The 21,863-nt window shown below is 39.5% G+C and carries 10 protein-coding genes; 5 read left to right on the plus strand and 5 right to left on the minus strand.

Annotated features, from left to right (window positions below):
• Positions 1 to 6 precede the first annotated feature (6 nt).
• The gene (gene hisG / locus R1T16_RS18110; RefSeq protein WP_317502547.1) at positions 7 to 864 is read right to left on the minus strand and encodes an ATP phosphoribosyltransferase; all 858 of its coding nucleotides are present in this window, start codon (positions 862 to 864) and stop codon (positions 7 to 9) included.
• A 405-nt stretch (positions 865 to 1,269) separates the two neighbouring features.
• On the opposite strand from hisG, the gene R1T16_RS18115 reads away from it, so the two are divergent.
• The 5 genes from R1T16_RS18115 (at position 1,270) to R1T16_RS18135 (ending at position 16,458) form a co-directional block, all read left to right on the plus strand.
• Positions 1,270 to 1,596, plus strand: coding sequence for a DUF6660 family protein (locus R1T16_RS18115; protein ID WP_317502548.1), 327 nt, complete (start codon positions 1,270 to 1,272; stop codon positions 1,594 to 1,596).
• 93 nt (positions 1,597 to 1,689) lie between these two features.
• Entirely contained in the window at positions 1,690 to 6,030 is a 4,341-nt protein-coding gene (locus R1T16_RS18120) for a CusA/CzcA family heavy metal efflux RND transporter (protein ID WP_317502549.1), read from the plus strand.
• A gap of 7 nt (positions 6,031 to 6,037) precedes the next feature.
• Positions 6,038 to 7,306 carry an efflux RND transporter periplasmic adaptor subunit gene (locus R1T16_RS18125; protein WP_317502550.1) on the plus strand — a complete coding sequence of 423 codons (1,269 nt, stop codon included), beginning with the start codon at positions 6,038 to 6,040 and terminating at the stop codon, positions 7,304 to 7,306.
• Between the two features lie 79 nt (positions 7,307 to 7,385).
• Complete coding sequence (locus R1T16_RS18130; protein ID WP_317502551.1) at positions 7,386 to 9,185, plus strand: tetratricopeptide repeat protein; 1,800 nt, start codon at positions 7,386 to 7,388, stop codon at positions 9,183 to 9,185.
• A gap of 181 nt (positions 9,186 to 9,366) precedes the next feature.
• A complete protein-coding gene (locus R1T16_RS18135) occupies positions 9,367 to 16,458 on the plus strand; it encodes a choice-of-anchor L domain-containing protein (protein WP_317502552.1) in 7,092 nt (2,363 codons plus the stop codon).
• Positions 16,459 to 16,756: 298 nt separating this feature from the next.
• On the opposite strand, the gene R1T16_RS18140 is transcribed toward R1T16_RS18135, so the two are convergent.
• The 4 genes from R1T16_RS18140 to R1T16_RS18155 form a co-directional block, all read right to left on the minus strand.
• A complete protein-coding gene (locus tag R1T16_RS18140) occupies positions 16,757 to 18,184 on the minus strand; it encodes a TolC family protein (protein WP_317502553.1) in 1,428 nt (475 codons plus the stop codon).
• Entirely contained in the window at positions 18,156 to 19,505 is a 1,350-nt protein-coding gene (locus R1T16_RS18145; RefSeq protein ID WP_317502554.1) for an HlyD family secretion protein, read from the minus strand. Before R1T16_RS18145 ends, R1T16_RS18140 begins: the two co-directional genes overlap by 29 nt.
• Before the next feature lie 4 nt (positions 19,506 to 19,509).
• Positions 19,510 to 21,165, minus strand: a complete 1,656-nt coding sequence (locus R1T16_RS18150) for a peptidase domain-containing ABC transporter (RefSeq protein WP_317502555.1) — start codon at positions 21,163 to 21,165, stop codon at positions 19,510 to 19,512.
• Between the two features lie 100 nt (positions 21,166 to 21,265).
• A complete protein-coding gene (locus tag R1T16_RS18155; protein ID WP_317502556.1) occupies positions 21,266 to 21,661 on the minus strand; it encodes a hypothetical protein in 396 nt (131 codons plus the stop codon).
• Between the last annotated feature and the right edge of the window lie 202 nt (positions 21,662 to 21,863).

Raw genomic sequence — 21,863 nt, forward strand, 5'->3', positions numbered from 1 at the left:
CATAGCTTAAAGGATCATTTTTTCTACATTAACAATCAGTATACCTTCGGCACCAAGGGTTTTAAGGCGGTCGATGTTATCCCAAAAATCATCTTCATTAATTACAGAGTGGATGCTGCTCCACCCGGCTTCCTTTAGCGGAAGTACAGTAGGGCTCTTCATACCCGGCAATATGCCTGATATTTTTTCTATTGAATCATTTGGCGCATTAAGCAGTATGTATTTGTTTTCAGATGCGTTTTTTACAGACTGTATCCTGAAAAGCAGTTGATTCAAAATATCCTGCTTTTCGTTATTGAGGTTTATATTGCTTATCAGGACCGCTTCACTTCTAGTAACAGTTTCTACTTCTTTCAACCCGTTCATTTGTAGCGTACTGCCTGTACTCACGATATCAAAAATAGCGTCGGCGAGCCCTATACCGGGAGCAATTTCCACGCTGCCGCTAATGGTCTCTATTTCGGCTTCAATATTATTTTTATCTAAAAATTGCTGGAGTATTAGCGGATAGCTGGTAGCAATTTTTGTTTGATTGAAATAGGCAGGACCGGTATAGTTGACCTCTTTAGGAACAGCTAACGACAACCGGCAGTTTGCAAACCCAAGTTTTGTTGTTACCGATACGTTCTTATCCTTTTCCCAAACTTCATTCTCGCCAAGTATGCCTATATCGGCAACGCCCTGCTCGACATATTGCGGAATATCGTCGTCTCTCAGGAAAAGTATTTCTATAGGAAAATTAGAAGATGTGGCTTTTAGGGTACGCTCTCCGTTAGAGAGTTTTATGCCACACTCTTTTAGAAGCTGAAGCGACTTTTCGCTTAGCCTGCCATTCTTTTGAATAGCTATTTTTAATGTACTCATCGTATTATTTAGAATAATGCCTGAGTAAAAAAAGAAGGGGAGCGCAATTAAATAAAAAACCCGTCTGATTTTACTCAAACGGGTTTAGAAAATATCTTAGTTAACTACATATCATTTCCTTCTCGCATCTGAGCCAGTGTGAAAATGATGATGATGTAGCTGATTAAAAATCATATTTATTATTTCTGTGAGCTGCAAATGTATGTAAAATCAAATTACAGTTTATGTAAAATGATTACAAAAAACTTTTGCATGACTATTTAATTTGTGACAAAACTACATTTTTTGAATTTTTATCGCAGCTGTAATATAGTATGATAAGGAACTCTCGTAGTTTATCATACTATAAAATAAATAGGCACCTAAAATTAGAATTATAGCAAAATCTTACTAATTTTACAACCAATGAAAAAAACAAGGCAGATATTAACCGCTATCTTATCAGTTTATTTACTGATACTTATGGTTATGCCTTGCAGCGATGCCCATACACAAATGCAGCGCAGAACCGAAACCTATTTATCTCATAATGATAGTGACCAGCATCATGACGTAGAACTGTGTACGCCTTTCTGCGTTTGCGGAAGCTGTGTTACTGCAATTGTATTGCAGTCTACTTTAGAGTTTGAGACATTGCATTTTGAACCTCAGTTTCAGGAAGCACAAAGTTTTTACCAATCGGTAAAATCTACCTTTCATGGCACCATCTGGCAGCCGCCCCAGTTAGCATAATGAAATACCGGCGATGAGCCGGGTAAAAAGGCGTGGATAATTTTCACGTAAGGCATTGCCTTAAACCCTATTCATTATACTAATACATAATCTATGTTAGATAAGATTATTCACTTCAGTATCAATAATAAATTTATTATTGGGCTGTTCACCTTAGCATTAACCATAGCTGGAATTTATTCGTTATATAACCTTCCGATTGATGCCCTGCCTGATATTACGAATAATCAGGTGCAGATAATAACAACCTCCCCCACACTTGCCACCCAGGAAGTAGAGCAGTTTATTACCTATCCTATTGAACAGGCCGTAAAACCGATTCCTAAAGTTATTGAGCTTCGCTCCATAAGCCGTTTTGGGTTAAGCGTTGTTACCGTTGTTTTTGAGGAAGATGTAGATATCTATTGGGCGAGGGCCCAAATTTCTGAACGCATTAAAGAAGCTGAAGATATAATTTCTAAAGACCTTGGCACTCCCGAGATGGCTCCCATAAGTACCGGATTGGGTGAAATATACCAATATGTGGTTTTTCCTGAGAAAGGATTTGAAGAAAAATTTAATGCGACAGACCTGAGGACTATTCAGGACTGGATTATTAAGCCCCAGCTTATAGGTACTAAGGGTGTCGCCGAAGTAAATACTTTGGGAGGTAACTTAAAACAATACGAAATTGCAGTACAGCCCCACAGGCTTAAAAGCATGAACACTACCATTGCCGAAATTTTTCAGGCGTTGGAAGCTAATAATGAAAATACCGGCGGTGCCTATATAGATAAAAAGCCGTATGCCTATTTTATAAGGGGTATCGGGATGGTAAGCGGTATAGAGGACATAAATAAGATCGTTATCAAAAACCAGAACGGAATTCCTATCCTTGTGCGCGATGTGGCTACGGTACACATAGGCAGCAGCATTCGCTATGGTGCTGTTACTAAAGATGGCAAAGGCGAAGAAGTTAGTGGGATGGTCATGATGCTGAAGGGGGAAAACAGCGGACAGGTAGTTGAGCGGGTGAGAAATAAAATGGAGCAGATAAAGAAATCACTGCCTAAAGGTGTTTCTATAGAACCATTTATGGACAGGACAAAGCTGGTAGATAATGCGATAAGCACTGTCCAAAGAAACCTGATTGAAGGTGCCCTGATTGTAATCTTTATACTTGTACTATTGTTAGGTAACTGGAGGGCTGGTCTGGTAGTAGCTTCTGTTATACCATTAGCGCTATTATTTGCCATAACAATGATGAAGCTGTTTGGCGTAAGTGGTAATCTTATGAGTCTTGGCGCGATAGATTTTGGTATTATAGTAGATGGCGCAGTTATTATTGTGGAAGCCATTATTCACAGGCTGCAAACCAGAAAAGCAGGACAGTTGACTTCGCAGGAAATGAATGATGAGGTTTATGAAGCCTCTTCTAAAATAAGGAGCAGTGCTGCCTTTGGCGAAATTATAATACTTATAGTTTATTTGCCTATTCTGGCGCTTGTAGGTGTTGAAGGTAAGATGTTTGGCCCAATGGCGCAAACCGTCTCGTTTGCGATTTTAGGCGCCTTCATGTTGTCGTTAACATATGTACCAATGATGAGTTCTCTCGTGCTTAAACGGGAAGCAGGGCATACACCAAACATAAGTGACAGGATTATTAATTGCATCTACAATTTTTACAGGCCATTACTCAACAAAGCTTTAGAATTAAAGGGCATTATAGTTGGTGCTTCGGCTGCGCTCTTTGTCATTTCGTTATTTATATTCAATTCTCTTGGAGGCGAATTTATCCCGACACTTGATGAAGGCGACATCGCAACGCATTTGATTATAGCTTCAGGCAGTTCGCTATCGCAGGAAATTGAAGCAACCACTAAAGCAGAGAAAATACTTAAGGCAAAATTTCCTGAAGTAAAAATGGTGGTAACGAAAATAGGAAGCGCAGAAATACCAACCGATCCTATGCCAATTGAAGCAGGGGATATGATAATTATATTAAAAGACAGGAGCGAATGGACATCGGCAGAAACAAAGGAGGAGCTGATGGAGAAGATGGAAGAAGCGCTAAACGATATTCCGGGTGCTGCAACCGAATTTTCGCAGCCGGTACAAATGCGTATGAATGAGTTAATGACTGGAGTGCGCAGCGATGTTGCTATAAAAATATTTGGAGAAGATATCGATTTGCTGGTAAGTAAGGGCGATGAGGTACTGGAACTGATAAAAGGTGTTGAAGGTGTTTTTGATGCTAAAGCAGAAAGAGTATCGGGCTTGCCTCAAATAACAGTACGTTATAATAAAGACAAAATGGCTTTGTATGGCCTGAACACGGGCGACTTAAACAGCGTTATCAGGATGGGTTTTGCAGGAGAATCTGCTGGGCTTGTGTATGAGGGAGAAAAACGTTTTGACCTTGTAGTGCGCCTTGACGCCGACAGCCGACAGGATATTGCCAATGTAAAATCGCTATTTGTTACGCTGCCTTCGGGAAGCCAGATACCGCTGGAACAGGTTGCTGATATACAATATGAAAATGGCCCGATGCAGATTAGCCGCGAAGATGGAAAACGAAGAATTGTTGTAGGCTTTAACGTTAGGGGTAAAGATATTCAGGGAGTTGTTGAAAAGGCTCAGGATAAACTGGAAGATCACCTTAAGCTGCCCGATGGTTATTATGTGACCTACGGCGGACAGTTTGAAAATCTTATTGATGCAAATAAACGCCTTATGATTGCAGTACCTGTGGCTTTGTGGTTAATATTTGTGCTGCTCTACTTTACATTCCATTCCATAAAACAATCAATATTGATTTTTACTGCGATTCCGCTATCTGCCATAGGGGGAATATTTGCCTTATGGCTAAGGGACATGCCGTTTAGCATTTCGGCAGGAGTAGGGTTTATAGCCCTGTTTGGGGTATCTGTATTAAACGGAATTGTATTGATAGCTTATTTTAACCAATTAAAAAAAGAAGGAATGGATAGTATCTACGAGCGTATTAAACAAGGTACAAAAGTAAGGCTGAGGCCGGTTATCTTAACGGCATCGGTTGCTTCACTGGGCTTTTTGCCAATGGCACTAAGCAGCAGTGCAGGTGCAGAAGTGCAGAAACCACTGGCTACTGTGGTGATAGGCGGGTTAATAACCGCTACACTCCTTACGCTTATAGTATTACCTATAATATATTACTATTTTGAAAAAGGCTTTACAGCTAATTCTAAAAGAAATTCAGTACTACCGGCTATTATTTTGTTTCTGGTTTCTTTTGGCGGAAATGCGCAGGAGAAGTTAACCCTTGAAGGAGCTATAGAAAAAGGGCTAAAGAATAACCAATTGGTACAAGCATCGCAACTGGGTGCTAAAATGCAGGAACAGCTTGAAGGAACGGCTTATGAACTCCCTAAAACAGAGGTCAACGGGATGTTTGGTCAAATGAACACCAAAGCACAGGATAAGAACATAAGTGTTTCGCAGAGCTTTAGCCCGTTCCAGTTTGGAGCCAAAAGGAAACTTTTTACGGCAAACAGCAATGCAGGACAGTTAAGATTAGCTGTTACTAAACAGGAGATCACATTCAATATAAGGCAGTCATGGAACACTATTTTGTATTACTCCAAGCTTAACGCAATCCTGCAAAAACAAAATACGCTTATGGAACGGTTTGTAAGAGCAGCTGTCTTAAAATTTGAAACTGGCGAGACTGGTTCACTTGAAAAGGTAACCGCTACAGCAAGACAGCAGGAATTGCAGCAGCTCATTAAGCAAAACGAAGCGCTGCTTAAGGTGGAAAAATCTAAAATGAATGTTTTTTTAAACAGTAATGATGACTTCATTATTGCCGATACATCATACTCAGCACTTCCTTCTCTTATTGAAATTGATACTATACGTATTAAACAAAATGCAAATGTGCTTTTATCTCAGGAGGAAGTTAAGGTTGCAGAGGCAAACAGCAGGGTAGAAAAGTCCACCCTTTGGCCCGACCTGTCGGCAGGATATTTTATCCAATCGCTAAAGGGCAACCAGGAAGTTGATGGGCAAACGCACTACTATGATGGTTCGCTGCGGTTTCAGGGATTTTCTGTAGGTATTACACTGCCCATTTTTGCGGGCGGCAGTATCTCCCGCATAAATGCTTCAAAAACAAATGTAGAGATCCAGCAGAAGAATGCCGAATACATGGAAAAACAGCTGAAAAGCCAGTACCAGCAGCAAATGGAACAATTGATTACTTATCAGTCATTGCTTGATTATTATAAATCTACTGCATTGCCTAACGCAGAAATCATAACTAAAAATGCAACAAAGGCGTACATGAACGGAGATATTGCCTATGTAGAATATGTACAGGGACTGGAAACGGCCCTAAACATCAGGCTGAACCACATTAACGCAATCAATAAATTTAATGAGACTGTAATAAACCTTCAGTACTTATTAAACCAATAATTTAAATATGAAAAATATAAAAATAGCAACTGTATTTTATGTCATTCTTGGAATGGTGATAGGAGGACTTATGGGTTTCTATCTGTTGAAAAAAACGAATGAACCGGCAAGTGTAAATGAGGCAGAACATATTGAGCATAAGGAAGAAGCAGCCTCGACGATTAAAGAGGTGGCGCTTAATGAAGCGCAGTATACTGCATCTGATATAGTGTTAGGCGGCTTTAGCATGAAAAACCTGAGTGACGTCGTTAATGCTAACGGCTATACGAAACTGCCGCCACAAAATCAGGCTGATATTTCGGTACATTTATCGGGTGTGGTAAAGACTATAAATGTCATAGAGGGTCAATTTGTAAAGAAAGGCCAGTTGCTTGCCACACTTGAAAGCCTTGAATATGCCAAGTTACAGGAGGCATACCTTACCTCAAAAAGCAATCTTGAATTTCTTGCTTTAGAATATGACAGACAAAAGATACTAAGCGATGAAAATGTCAACTCGAAAAAGGTTTTCCAAAGGACTAAATCAGACTTTGAGATTGAAAAGGCCCGGTTTAGCTCGTTGCAAAAACAATTGAGCATACTTAATCTGGGTCACGATAAAAATGCAGCATCGGCAATGCCGGTCATAGCATCTATCTCTGGATATATAACGGAGGTAAATGTAAAAATTGGCAGTAACGCCGAAGTAGGCAAACCATTGTTCAACATCGTGGATAATTCAAAATTACACGTTGATCTTTTAGTCTATGAAAAAGATCTTGGTAAAGTAAAAGCAGGACAAAATATCCGTTTTACGCTCACAAATCAGGATAATAAAGAAATTACAGGAAAGGTATTCAATGTTAGCAAGTCTTTTGAGAACGACACGAAGTCGGTTGCCGTGCACGCAGATATAACCAATAACAATCAGGTACTTATTCCCGGTATGTATGTCAATGCTCTAATTGATGTAGGGACAAGGGAAGTAAAAGCCCTGCCTGCGGAAGCGGTTGTTAAGGCCGACGGAAAGGAATTTATTTTTATTCTTGAAGAAGAGCACGAAGATCATGAACATGAAGAAGCAGATCATGATGACGCAAAAGTACATTCTCACAATTACGAAAAAGCTTTTCACTTTCAGCGTATTGAAATAAAGACAGGTACTGCCCAGTTGGGTTATGTTCAGGTTATGCTCTTACAGCAAATTGACAGCGATACTAAAATTGTATTGAAAGGAGCATATTATATTCAGAGTCATTTACTTAAGAGCGAAGGTGGCGGGGGGCATCAGCACTAGGAAAGTTATATTCGCAACAAATTAACTAAAATTTCATTGGAGTAATTAAAATATTACTGTAGACTCCTATCTTTGAAAAATGAATCGGAGAGTGTTCAATTTTTTATTATCGTTATTTGCACTTTTGCTGTTTGCAACACTTTTTTCGTGTTCGGACGGGACAAAAGATACCAGTGTCCAAAAAAATAATGACGTAATTGATTTTGAATCTATAGCTGCGACGAATGTAAATGAAGCCCGTAAGATCACTGATGCTACTATTCGCGAAGCTGAATCAACAGGTAATGATTCTCTTTATTTAAAAGGATATTATTACAGGACACTTCTGGATGTAAACACCGGACTTACAGATCGGGTAATAAAAGATAGTGACCGTGCATTAGAATATGCTGAACGGCTAAATGAGAGTTATTATAAGTTCAAGATATTTATCATACTGGGCAAGTATTACGTTTTAAAGAACGAATATACTATTGCCTTAAACTATTACCTCAAATCAAGGGACTATTTTGAACAAGCCGGTGACATTAAAAATCTGTCATCGGCTTATAATGGCCTTGGTGTACTGTATTTTGAGATGGGCGATTATGATAACTGTATTCTTAATTTTAATAAAGCCTTTGATATTTATAATAAGTTAGGGGATACAAGGGGAATTGGCGTTTTTTATGGCAACATGGGAAACGTTTACATGATAAAAGAGGAATTTGCAACTGCAAAGGAATACCAGCAAAAGTCGCTTGCTACATTTACAAAGCTTAAGGATACTGTAAATATCCTTAGCATAATGGTAAACATAGGCAACATAGAGGCCAACTTAAAAAACTATGATGCTTCGTTCAGGATGCTTAATGAAGCACTTGCATTATCTGAAAAAATAAATAACAAAAGACTAAAAGAAAGGATACTTCTCAATTTGGGGAACAATCATTTTGAGAAAAATAACCTTTTGTTGGCGAGAAAGTATTTTAATGAAGAGATTCAGATGTCTGAAGATATAAATTATCCTAAGGGCAGGCTTGATGCTTTAAAACAATTAGCTGAACTATCCAGGATTGAGCAGAAATATGAGCAGTATGCACAATATACACGCTCATATTATAACCTTAAGGATAGTTTGTATGGGTCTGAAGTGAAGCAAAAGATAGAAGAGCTCAAATGGTCCAATGAGTTTGAAAAATCAGAACTTGAAAAAAACCTCCTTAAGAGTAAATATGATATCGAAAAAGAGAGGAGCAATTACCTTACAATCTCAATTATTCTAACCTCTTTCTTATCGCTGCTTATAATCGGTTTTGTATGGCTGTTCTATCGTAACAACAAAAAGAATTTAAAGATTAGCGAATTTGAAAATGAACGCTTACAGGAAAAAATTGCAAGAGAGCTTATAAATACAGAAAAAGAAAAGGCAGAAAACGAGATTTTAAAGCTTAGATCACAGCAGCAGGAACTGGAGCTGGATTCTAAAAACAGGGAGGTTACATCCATAAGTCTTCAGCTAATTGCTAAAAATAAACTGATGTCTGAAATCTCAGAGGTTTTAGAAAGCAGTAAAAAAACAAAGTCAGATATTGAGTCTGACCTCAAATCGATTTTATTCCAGAACCAGAATCAGGAAAAAGACTGGGAACAATTTAGAGAAGTATTTGAAAAAATACATCCCGGTTTCTTTGAAAAAATAAAGTCGGAATACCCACAACTTTCTACTACCGATGTAAGAATATGTGCATACGTAAAAATAAGAATGTCACTGCACGAGGTAGCCGGACTTCTAAATATTTCCTTGCAAAGCCTTCATACTTCCCGATACAGGATTAGGAAAAAGTTAAATTTAGCTTCAGATCAAAATCTTGATGATTTTATCTTTACTATCCAGTAAAACGACTTTGTATATTGTACTAAATATTTAATTATTTATTAAGTATTTGATTATTAAATAATTATATCATTTTTATTTTTTTGTTGTTCAGTATTTGTCTAGGAGCAATTTAATCTTGCAGACAAGTAAAAATTTATTTTTGGATTCTATTAACTACACTAGATTTAAAGATAAATTAACTATGAAAAAAATCACACTGCTCATCATGGTGTCGCTGCTTTCATTTTTGGGCTATGGACAGCTCCCTAATGAAAGTTTTGAAGACGCCTGGGTGACTCAGCCAAATGGCTACCCCGCAGCGCCTCCCGGAGGGTGGATTGTTGTTAAGGAAACAGCAACCGCAAATACCACATGGGTAAGAAGTCCGTTTAACAGTACAGCTATAACACCTCATTCAGGAAGTTATGCTGCATATCTCGATAGGGAAGGTGCATGTCCAACGTGTGCTGCTCCTAAGAACTGGCTGATCTCTAAATCATTCAATCTTCCTGAAAATGGCGAACTGCACTTTTGGTCAAGGCTTACCATTGCAGGAGCACAGGGAGGAGTTTACAAGGTAAAATATCTTTTAGAAACACCGGGATCTGACCCTTATGATCTTTCTGCCTATGTTGATCTTGGCACCTGGAGTGACTGGACGTTAAATCCTACGCAAACAGAGTATTTTGAAAAAGTGATAACCATGCCAAACGTTACAGGAAATGTGCGTGTGGCTTTTGTTATGGAGGCTGCTAACCAAGATCGCTGGCTTATAGATGATGTATCGTGTACGTCAGTATGCGCTGCTCCTACAGGAGTTGTGGCATCAAATCCTACGCTCAGTACAATTACGCTGAACTGGACAAATAACAGCAGTGCGCAAAAATGGAGAATAGAAGTTCTTCCTGCTGATGGTACGCCTACAGAAAATGGCGGTATCATTTATGAGGGAGCTAGCCCTCAATATGTTTACGGACTTAATGCAGGAGAAACATTAACTGCTGATACTAACTACAAAGTTTATATACAGGCAATTTGCCCTGATGGAGGGAAAAGCACAGTACCAACACCCACTTTCTTTAAAACAGGTAAGTTGGGGCAAACATGTAATGATCCAATAGTAATACCATCTGCGTTGCCTTATACTACGTCTAACAACACTACAAATTTTGCCGATGTTTATGAAGGTATTCCTGGAACAGGCTGTAATGCGATAGGAAGCTACCTTGATGGTAATGATGTTGTTTATAGATATACTCCTGCTGTAACAGGAAACATATATGTAAGCGTAACAGGAAATACTAGTTATACAGGTATGTTTGTGTATGCAAACTGTGCCAATATAGGAACTTCTTGTATTGCTGGCGTAACAGTAAGTTTTACAGCTGCGCCACTGATTATACCTTCGCTGGCAGTAACAGCGGGTACACCAATTTATATAGTTATTTCGAGTACCACTTCTTCGCAGACAACACCTTACACGTTGAGCCTTCAACAGGTAAACTGTGCTGCGCCAACAGGTGCTTCGGTAAGCGCTACAACTCAAAATTCAGCAACACTGTCATGGACAGCCGGAGCCTATACTGAATGGCAGGTTGCCGTGCAAAATGTTGGCAGTGGACTTCCTGCAGGCGCCGGACAAACGGTTACAACTGTAACGCCAACAGTTACGCAAACGACAGGAGCGTCGCCAGCAAACCTTGTACCATCATCAAACTACGAGTATTATGTCAGGGCAAGATGTACTGACGGAAGTTATAGTATCTGGACAGGCCCAATCGCATTTGCTACGACACAGATATCTGCACAATTGCCGTATACTGATGATTTCAGTGCGCCGCAATGGACATTGAATAATGGAACACAGGTAAATACCTGGCAGATAAACGCTACGGCAAATACCGGAGCCTCAGGCAGTGCCTTATTTGTGAGTAACGATAATGGGTTGAATAACCTTTATACCATAACGGCAGGATCTGTTGTACAGGCCTACCGCGACATACAAATTCCGGCAAATGCAACTTTTTGCGATTTTGCGTTTGAATGGAAAGGTATAGGCCAGGCAGGATCTGACTATGTAAGGGCGTATCTTGTTCCTACAACATTGCCATTAGTACCAGGTACGCAAATAGTAGCTAATACTACAACAAACATAAAACTTGCAGGCGATTTTGCTAATGGTCTAAACTGGACAACATTTAATGGTGTTGTTAACGTTGCGCCATTTGCAGGCACTACAAGAAGACTTGTTTTTGAATGGCGAAACGACACTTTTACAGGATCTCAGCCTCCGGCAGCAATAGATAACGTTTCTTTTGTAATAAGTGCATGTACTCCTCCACTTAATGTTGTTCCGTCTGCCATAACAGATACTTCTGCAACAATATCATGGAACCCTAACGGGAGCACGGCAACTTCATGGGAAGTTGTATTGCGTCCTGCGGGATCACCTGCTCCGCTTGGAGATGTTACTGGTTCAGTTGTTGCTAATCAGGCTTCGTATCCTTACACAAACCTTCCTAATACTACTTCGTATGACGTGTATGTAAGGGCGATATGTTCTCCTACTAATAAGAGCTACTGGATAAAAGGAACTTCGTTTATGACGGCTTGCGGTATTATTACACCTCCGTTTACTGAGACATTTAATAACGGATCGCCAAGCGAGGTATGCTGGACCGTTGTAGATGCAAATGCTGATAACCTTACATGGAACCTTAATACAACCTATTTTATGTATGAGGGAGACCAGGCAGCATCACTTACAAAATACTATAACAGTACAAGCAATAATGATTGGCTGATAAGCCAGGGTATTCAGCTTAATGGTAACCAAAGGCTTAAATTTAGGTACAGGGTAGTTTCTGCAACCTATCCTACAGATATGGAAGTGCTGCTTTCTACTACGGGATCTGCTCCTGCAAACTTTACCAATGTGCTGATGCCTCAGCAAACGATAAATAATCCGGCTTACCAACAAAAAATAGTTTATCTTGACAATTACACAGGTGTTGTGAATCTTGCTTTCCACGTGCCAAATGTTTCTACAAACTCATGGACACTGTTTATCGACGAAGTTATTATAGAGGATATACCGGCCTGTCCAGATCCTACTGCACTTACAGCATCTAATTTAGGGAACAACAGTGCAACCTTATCCTGGACTCCCGGTCATAACGAAACACAGTGGGAAGTAGCAGTACAGCCTCAGAACTCCGGAGTGCCTACGACAGATGGTACATTGGTTTCTTCTAATACCTATAGTGCAACAAACCTTAGCCCGGCTACTATTTATGAGTATTATGTAAGGGCAGTATGTTCTGCAACTCAAAAAAGTCAGTGGGTGGGGCCATACGTATTCAATACATTAGTTTGTCCTGCCGCCGACAGATGTAATTACAAACTTGTAATAAACGCTACTTCTGGCAGCGGAACGTTTGGCAGTATAAGAGTCCTGCAAAATGGAATACTAGTTGGTACTGTAAGTGCATTCTCCCTTACTAACACAGGTACTATTGCCATATGCCCTAATATACCGTTTACACTTGAGTGGGACTATGCGAACTGGGCTACATATACAGCAAGTGTAACGCTTTTTGATTCTTATGATGAAACCGTTTACAGCTATGTAAAAGATGTAACGCCTATAAACACACCATTTTATTCGGGTGCTGCAACGTGTACCCCTGTAGAATGTCCTAAACCTCAAAGTACAGCGGTTACTGCAACGACGACTACCACTGCAACTGTAGAATGGACAGAGCCGGGAACTGCGTCTTCGTGGGAATTGTATGTAGTGCCTACAGGGCAACCAGCTCCTGATGCAAATACAGTAGGGCAGGTGGTAACATCTCATCCATATACAATTGCAAACCTTACGCCGGGTACTCGTTATTCTGTTTATGTAAGGTCAGTATGCGGCGGTGCTTCAGGAAAAAGTACATGGACGCTGGAGAAAATATTTGTAACCAAAATTACAAATGATAATTGTGATACTGCTTATGTATTACCTGTAAGCACATCTGCTTATTGCGATACGCCATATCATGCGACACTAGCGGGTGCAACGGCATCACCACAGGGCAATGTGTGCGGTATAGCTACCTATGCTAATGATGACGTATGGTTTGAGTTTACAGCGTCATCAACATCACATATCATATATATCAACAACAGGGCAGGTTCTAATACAAACCTAAACTTAAGTAAGGTGTTATACAGCGGAAGCTGTACGAGCCTTCAGCAAGTACTGTGTACACAGGGAACGACTGTAGCTTATAATACCAACTTGTTCCTTACCGGTACAAATAATAATAACGATATACTGGTAAATAACCTTATAGTAGGTACAACCTACAAACTTAGGATATTCTCTAACTATAGCACGGCAAATGATACACGTTTTGATATTTGTATAGCTACGCCTGCCAAGGCAATAGCTATCAACGAAAGTACATATACGCCATCGCAATTAGTGACAGATGTTCTTATAAACGAAAATTGTGCCCAGATTGCAAATGTTACTTCTTCAACAGGAACTAATTTCGGTGCACCGCATAATGGTATCGCTTATTTTAATAAGAATGGTTCTGAGTTTCCTTTTAATGATGGTATAATATTATCAACAGGTAAGGCAAGTAATGCTACAGGACCTAAAACGGCTATACAGTCTGTTACCTATGCACAGACAACACCGCCATATTCTATATTATGGCCGGGCGACCAGGATCTGTTTGATTATATAACAGCAACGGGAACGTCGCAGGGACTTGAGAATTTTTACAATGCATCGTCACTGGAATTTGATTTTATGACCTATGGGAATGAATTGTCATTCAACTTTCTTTTTGCATCAGAAGATTACGGACTTTTCCAATGCCAGTGGGGTGATGCATTTGCCTTCTTCCTTACAGATGAAAATGGTAATACTACGAACCTTGCAGTAGTTCCGGGTACAGACTCTCCTGTATCGGTGACAAGCATCCGTGATAAAAAATATAACTATGATACTACAGGGAACTGTGATTCAAGCAACCCAACATCATTTGATAAATTATATGACGGATATAAAGGTGTATCTAGATATGCTTCTTCAGCTAACTTCCTTGGTCATACAATTCCATTACAGGCACAGGCAACTGTAGTACCTGGAGCAGTATATCATATTAAAATGGTTATTGCAGAGAAAAATGACGGTAACTACGACTCAGCTATTTTCCTTGATGGCGACAGCTTTGATGTAGGCCATATTAACCTTGGAGACGATATGCTTGTTAGCGATAACACTGCACAGTGCTCAGGAACCAATAAAGTTCTGGATACCGGATTAAGCACAAACTATTTCAGTTTTATATGGACGAAAGACGGAGCTGTAATTAATGGAGCGACAAGCTCATCATACACAGTTACAGAAAATGGAGATTATAACGTTACTGCCACAGTTCTTACATCGGGCTGCCAAACCAGCGACAGTATAAGAATAGAGTTTTATGCGCCTATAGTCGTGAATGCACCACAAGATATAACGCTGTGTTCTGCTACTGCCCAGGCAGTATTTAACCTTGACCTTACAACAACTGCTATTTTATACAATGTGGCTAATGCAGCAGACTATGCAGTAAGCTATTTTGAAACTGAAGTGTTAGCAACAACAGGAAACCCTGCGGATGCTATTACAGGAACGTCAGCTTATCAGTCTGCAAATGATGCAGTAATTTATGCAAGGGTAGAAAGCGCATCAACAGGATGTTTTATGCTTTACACATTTAAGACAATCGTTACGCCAAATACAAATGCTGTTATCGCATTTTCGTATGCCGACGGTGTCTGCGGTATTGCTTCAGCAAATCCGGCTCCTGTTAAAGAGACAGGTTTTGCAGAGGGCGGAATATTTAGCACCGCTGATGCTAATATTACGATAGATCCGGTAACAGGTATTGTTGACCTGTCAGCAACGCAACCCGGGACCTATCAGATTATCTATACTATCGCTGATAGCAATTGTGTAACAGGAGGTACTTACCAAGCAGCAATAACTATAGCAGCACCGGCTGAACCGGCTATCAGTTTTACATATGATGATACTTGTGTTGCGGCTAACGATAACCCAATGCCAATACTGCCTTCTGAATTTGTAACAGGAGGAGTGTACAGCTCAACAACACTTACTGTAAATGCACAAACGGGTGAAATAGATCTTAGCACAGCTGCAGTAGGTTCTCATACTATTGTTTATAATGTTGAAGAGGATGCCACAGCATGTACAAGTGCATTTAGCCATACGGCAACAATAGCCATACTCGAAACGATAGCACCGATAACACAGTTTGAGTACGAACCTGAATATTGTAAAGATGCGGGACTTGTAATACCAGACCTCGCTGTAGGGTTTACGTTAGGAGGAAACTTTACATCTACAACAGGTTTAGTGATTGATGACTTAACAGGAGCTATAGATATTACTAACAGTGCAGCAGGTACATACATTGTTACTTATGCTTACGAAGGTACAGATGCTTGTGAAGAAGATGGGAACACCACATTTGAAATTACCATTAACGCGTTACCTGAATTTAATTTAGGAGGGCCTTACGTTGTATGTGATGCATCAAATGCGACAATCCAGGTAACTGGTGCAAACTTTAATACCGGGACAGCTACGTACAATTGGACATTTAACGGCAGTGCCATTGCAGGTGGTGCTTCGGTTCAGACGGAAGGTTTTGGAACGTATGAGGTAACTGTAACTACAGATGGCGGATGTATTGCGGTACAATCTGTCGAAGTAATTCAGAATACTGACGCGGTTTCTATAAATACAACAGAGGGTTGCGATGATAATGTTTACAAATTAAGCGTATTGCCGGTAAATGGATCATATGATGAAAATGCAGTTATCAGCTGGACAGGGCCTAATGGATTCAATTCTTCTGAAGCTACAATTTCTGTTACCGATAAAGGAACTTATACGGTTGTTATTACTACAGCTGGCGGATGTACCGGAGAAAGCACGGTTGAAGTAAGCAACACGAGCTGCCTTATACCAAGAGGTATATCGCCAAACAACGATGGTATGAACGATGCATTTGATCTTTCCGGATTTGAAGTAACCAAAATAAGCATCTTTAACCGTTACGGACAGGAAGTATTCAATTATAAAGGAGCATACACAAACCAATGGTACGGACAGGGAGATAACGGAGATAAGCTGCCTACGGGAACTTATTACTACTCTTTTTCTACATCAAATGGCGAGAATAAAACTGGCTGGGTATATATAAACAGACAGGAATAAATGTTTTTATTAATTAAAAGCGTAAAGAATCAGGCAGTTTGAAGGCTATTTTTGCTGTCTGTATTCTCTACAAAGTTTAGGTTTAAAATTGTTTTGAGTGAGGCCGGTTTATCCGGCCTCACTTTTTTTATACCTTAAATTGAATACGGAAATCGTTATTTATTAAAGAGCATTAGATATGGTAGCAAGGTTTTATAATGTAGGTTTTAGTAGTGATTTTAAAATTCGCTTCGACTTAAGCACAAAAAAGCCCGGATAAATCATCCGGGCTTTTTGCCATCGTGAAAAATAACTAAGACTAATCAGGGTTGGCAAATGTCCTGAATAGTTTTGCGTTTGATAAGTAGTATTGATTTTCGATACTTATTTGTGAGAGCTTTGCGTTAACAAGGTTATTTTCCCTGGAGTTAATAAGGAACATGGAACTTTCTCCAAAAGAAAACAGCTTCTCTTCTGAATTTAGCATTGTTGTGTAATCCTTTACCAATGCATCTATAACACTTTTCTGCTTTTTTAAGGACTCAATTTCGGTTTGCTGGGCTTTGATCTTGTTTTTAAGTTCAACCCTCTGATAAGCCAGCTCGTACTCCGTATCCTGAATCTTAAATTTCGCGAGCTTAAGATTTCCTCTTTCTTTCCTTAAGAATACCGGAATACTGAAGTTGACATTAAATTTATAATCGCTCGTATTAAAACTGTCAAAATAGGTTGGTTCTGAAATGTAATTATAGCCTACATTCAGCTTGGGCAACAGGAGATTGGCTTTAAGCTTCCTATTGATCTCCAGCATGGATAGTTTTGTTTCGAGAGACTGTATCTTAGGATGCGTATCAAGGTTTGTGACTTCTACAGCCATATTATCTGTGCGAAGCGTTTCCTGTAATGTCTCTAAAAGATTTTCTTCAGGTTTTACGGTTTCATCCAGTTCAACAGGAACATCTTCTATCCATAGATAATTAGACAGGTTTAATTTGGCCTTAGCCAGTTTTAGTTTTGCATTCTCAAGGTTAAGTTCCCTGCTACGCACGGTTATGCCTGCTTCTATACTGTCTATAGCGGGTGAGTCACCCAATTCTATAAGCTGTTTTACACCCTTAAAACGTGTGCTTGCAAAGCCATAGTAATTTTTATAGAGCTCAGCCTCGTTATGGTATTGTTTCCATTCAAAGTAAGCTTCGCTTGCCATATAAAGTACTTCAATGGCTTTTAACTTACGCTGGGCATCGCTTAACTGTACCTGTAGCTTTCCTTCCCTCACGTCGGCCATACGCTGGTTGATAAATAAACCCTGTCCTAAAGGTACACTTATGCCTAACGATGTAAGCCCGGCTTCGGGGGTACGGCTCTGCGGATTAAAATATTGTCCTGATGTATCATCAAACCCGGCTTTGATTTCAATACCATACCATGTAGGTATTTTAAAGCTGCTGTTTAAAAGAGAGTAATACTCGGTACCTTTAAATTGTTTTTTATCATAATCAACGTCTATTTTAGGGTCAAAACCACCGCGCGCAGCCATAAGCATTGCCTGGGCATTGCTAATTTCAAGATTAGCCTGTTTAACCATTGGATGGTATTTTTTTATATACCCTAAATACTCACTGTAACTCAGCTCATCATCTTTAAAAGCCTGCCCGCTTGCATTTGAAAATGTAAATGCAAGGAGCAGTATATATATCCTTATAAAATATGTCATCTTATTTCTTTTCCTTGCTGTTTTTATCATTTGCATCCTTGTAGAAATTTGGAGGGAAACCGTTCAGGTTACGCCAGATTTCATACCATACGGGAACAGTCTCTAAAAGGGCTATACTTTGCGCGCCTGCGCCTATACTCAGTTCCTTAGGCCATTTTTCTGCATCACCATCGGGAGACACGAGCACCCTATACTTTCCGTTAGGGCTGATGAAATTTTCGATTGCCACCACGCGTCCGCCAAAGGTGCCATAGGATAATCCCGGCCATCCTGAAAATACGATACGGGGCCATCCGTCAAACCAAATCCTTATTTTTGCCCCGCGATGTACCAGCGGAAGGTCTATAGGGTCTACATAGGTTTCTACAGCAATGTCATAACCTGCCGGCATAATGCTCACAATCGCCGTACCCTCTTTAATTGTTTCTCCGATACCGGCTAGTAACGCGCGGTTTACATAGCCGCTTTGTGGCGCAGTTATGTAATACAGCCCGTTTCTTATACTATAGTTTACATACTGGTTTTCAAGTTTATTAACCTGTGCCTCGGTATCATACTGCGTACTTAATGCCGTAAACTTATCGCTTTGCGACTTTGATATTTTTTCGGCATACTCAGCTGTAATACGGTTTATTTCAACTTTAGCATTGATAAGCTCGTTTTTGCTGCTCAGTAATTTATTATCCTGCGTGATTATATAGGCTTCGGCTTCTTGCAGCTTGAGGCGCTTTTGCTCAACATCTGTAAGCGGCTTTAATCCTTCTTTGTTAAGCGCAGTAGACCTGTCAAATTGTGTCCTTGCAATCCTGAGCTGTGTTTTAATAGCTTCAAGATCCATACTGTCACTCTTGATCTTTAAATGTGCCTGCTTAATTTTATTATGTGCCTGCTGCAGCTTAAGCTGTCTCTCTGTTGCTAAGGATTCTGACTGCAGTTCAAGTGAATTTACTTTATTGCCATACGAATCAAAGGCCATCTTTTTAGCATTTACCTGCTGTTTTGTATTGGCTATAAGGTTAGGGTCAAAGTAATCTTCTTTGGTCTCTGAAATAAAAAGGATGGTGTCTCCTTTTTTTACATAATCGCCTTCCTGCACAAACCATTTCTCAATCCTCCCTGCAATGGCGTTGTGAACTGTTTGGGGCCTGTGGTCAGGCTTAAGTGTTGTAACCGCACCGCTTCCGCTTATGTTCTGTGTCCACGGCAGAAAAAGGCAGGCAATGAGGAATATCAAAAAGCCTATTATTATCCTGTTAAGCAGTTTGTAATGTGGCCTTCGGGCAACGCTTGTGATAGACGTGTATTTGCCCGGAGTTATAAGTATTTGATTGTCTTTAGAAATATTAAGCATATAATTACAGCTTTACGTCATTAATAATTTTGCCTTCGCCTACTGTTATCATGCGGTTACATTTATCCTTAAAGATTTTGTTCTTTGATGCAACTATCACCGTCCAGTCATTTTCTTCAGATAATAAAAAGTCTATAATCTTACCCGAAGTAGCTTCATCCATTTTATCCGTAGGCTCTTCAAGGAACAGTATATTTGGCTTATGAACAATACTTCTTGCAAGCAATATCTTTTGAATATCTGAAGCAGAAAGCTCCCTTCCTCCGGGATGGATGTGGGTATCAAGTCCGTTTGGGAAAGTTTTTATGTAGGGGGTAAGGCCTACATTGTCTAAAGCCCATTTTAAGTTTTCGGTTTCAATATTTCCTTTGCCAAAGAGTATGTTTTCTAATATGGTACCGTCAAATAAAGTTTCGCCCTGTAACAATGTCCCTGCCTCAGCTCTGTATGTGTCTTCGTCAAGCCTGTTCATCAAGCTATCGGTAATGTATACTGCTCCGCTCTCCGGTTCTAACGAACCCGAAAGCAATCTTAGAAGTGTGCTCTTGCCTGCGCCATTAGTACCGGTTACAAGTATTTTTTCTCCGTGGGATATTTTAAGGTCAATGTTTTTTAGCGATTTTTTCTCGGCATCAGGGTATGAGTAGCCCATGCTTTCAGTCTCAATACTTATACCGCCATCGGTCTTAGTTGAGATGCTTGGTATGCACGAAGTTTCCATATCGGTAACCTGGCCGATCTTTTCTACCGATGTAAGCACATCGTAAAATGATTCAAGCCCAAATATTATCTTCTCGACAGAGTTGATAAGGAGTACTATAACTATTTCGGCAGCGACAAACTGGCCAATGTTCATTTGATCGTTTATTACGAGGAATCCTCCTATAGATAGCAGGGCAGCAGTAACGATAACCTTAAATATTACAAGCTGTATGTATTGTTTGCGCATAACGGCGAAGTGTTTTTCGCGGTTGTTTACATAATCGCTTACATATTTATCGTTTCTCTCAAGAGCATACTCAAATTCTCTTTTTTTACGGAAAGTATCGCGGTTACGCGCTATTTCCTGAATCCATGCGGCAACCTTGTATTTATATTTTGATTCATCCAGACTGGTTTCAAGACCGCTCTTATAAGAAAATTTAAATATGATATATAGGATGGCAATAAACAAAAGGCCTATTATCATAAAGAATGAGTGGTATGCTACAAGCAGTATGATACCAAACCCTACCTGAAGAAACGCAGTAGAGAAATCAAGCAATAATTTTGCTGTACCTTTTTGTACCATTAAGGTATCAAAGAATCTGTTAGCCTTTTCGGGGGCATAATTGGCATACATTTCTTTAAACTTGATAAGGGGCATCCTGTATGCGAATTCAAAAGAAGAACGCACAAAGATGCGTTGCTGCAGGTTCTCTACAATACGCAGCTGCATAATATTCAGGACACCTGCAAAGCCTACCGCAAGCGTAACAAGGATAACGAGCACAATCCAGGATACACTAAGCTGCCCGCTTTGAATAAAATTAATAATGGTTTGGATTCCAAGGGGTAGAGATAAATTTACTAAACCTGCAAAAGCCGCATAAAATATTATTTGGTATACGTCCCGTTTGTCAAGTTTTAATAAATTATAAAAACGTTTAAAAGGCGTCATAATTTATGAATACAAGAAATTAATAGATGTAAAAAGGGTGTAAAATCACCACAAGCAGAGCTATAGTAATAGTCTGCGATAATGCCAACAGGCATTTAGCTTAACAAATACGTTCGGGAGGGGGCAGGTGTATATCGCTGCAAAAGGCAAACAGGAAAATGGAGTTAGCCATTAGTGTCTTGTCTTTTACGCTATCAATAGTGTAGCTGCCAATAACACCTTCACTAAAGGGGATGAGGTACTCCTGAAGTAGTAGACCTTTGTTGGTTTTTTCGGCCTTATTGTCGTAATCGTCCAGTTCTTCAGGACAACCGGAACATTTAAATATTTTTTTTAGGATTACACCTATAGCCCCGTTAGCAGAATGGACTTCTGTATCATCAGAGATATAATTGCCTAAAGAGCTGGATAAATTTATGCTGCTAATTAAAAAATAGCCAATTAGGAGCACCGTAAGGTACTGACTGATCATACTATTTCTAATCGTCTTAATCATATTGACAATTAATTCAAATTTTGTGCCAATTGCTTAAAAATATAATTAATAAATGATTAAATTAGATATAAAAAGTACAAAATTAGATTTTTTAATATTGAAAATTAAAATTTTTAATGTGTATTTAATTTTAAGATATGTTTGATTTACGCAATTATGAGGAAAATAAATTTTAGCCAAATTATTGGTATGCAGACTGTAT

It is taken from the genome of Flavobacterium sp. DG1-102-2 (assembly GCF_033042555.1).
Taxonomy (GTDB): domain Bacteria; phylum Bacteroidota; class Bacteroidia; order Flavobacteriales; family Flavobacteriaceae; genus Flavobacterium.

Coding starts and splice junctions, on each gene's coding strand:
- R1T16_RS18140 (WP_317502553.1), bottom strand. CDS start 18,184: ATGATAAAAACAGCAAGGAAAAGAAATAAGATGACATATTTTATAAGG.
- R1T16_RS18135 (WP_317502552.1), top strand. CDS start 9,367: ATGAAAAAAATCACACTGCTCATCATGGTGTCGCTGCTTTCATTTTTG.
- R1T16_RS18125 (WP_317502550.1), top strand. CDS start 6,038: ATGAAAAATATAAAAATAGCAACTGTATTTTATGTCATTCTTGGAATG.
- R1T16_RS18155 (WP_317502556.1), bottom strand. CDS start 21,661: ATGATTAAGACGATTAGAAATAGTATGATCAGTCAGTACCTTACGGTG.
- R1T16_RS18145 (WP_317502554.1), bottom strand. CDS start 19,505: ATGCTTAATATTTCTAAAGACAATCAAATACTTATAACTCCGGGCAAA.
- R1T16_RS18115 (WP_317502548.1), top strand. CDS start 1,270: ATGAAAAAAACAAGGCAGATATTAACCGCTATCTTATCAGTTTATTTA.
- R1T16_RS18130 (WP_317502551.1), top strand. CDS start 7,386: ATGAATCGGAGAGTGTTCAATTTTTTATTATCGTTATTTGCACTTTTG.
- R1T16_RS18120 (WP_317502549.1), top strand. CDS start 1,690: ATGTTAGATAAGATTATTCACTTCAGTATCAATAATAAATTTATTATT.
- hisG (WP_317502547.1), bottom strand. CDS start 864: ATGAGTACATTAAAAATAGCTATTCAAAAGAATGGCAGGCTAAGCGAA.
- R1T16_RS18150 (WP_317502555.1), bottom strand. CDS start 21,165: ATGACGCCTTTTAAACGTTTTTATAATTTATTAAAACTTGACAAACGG.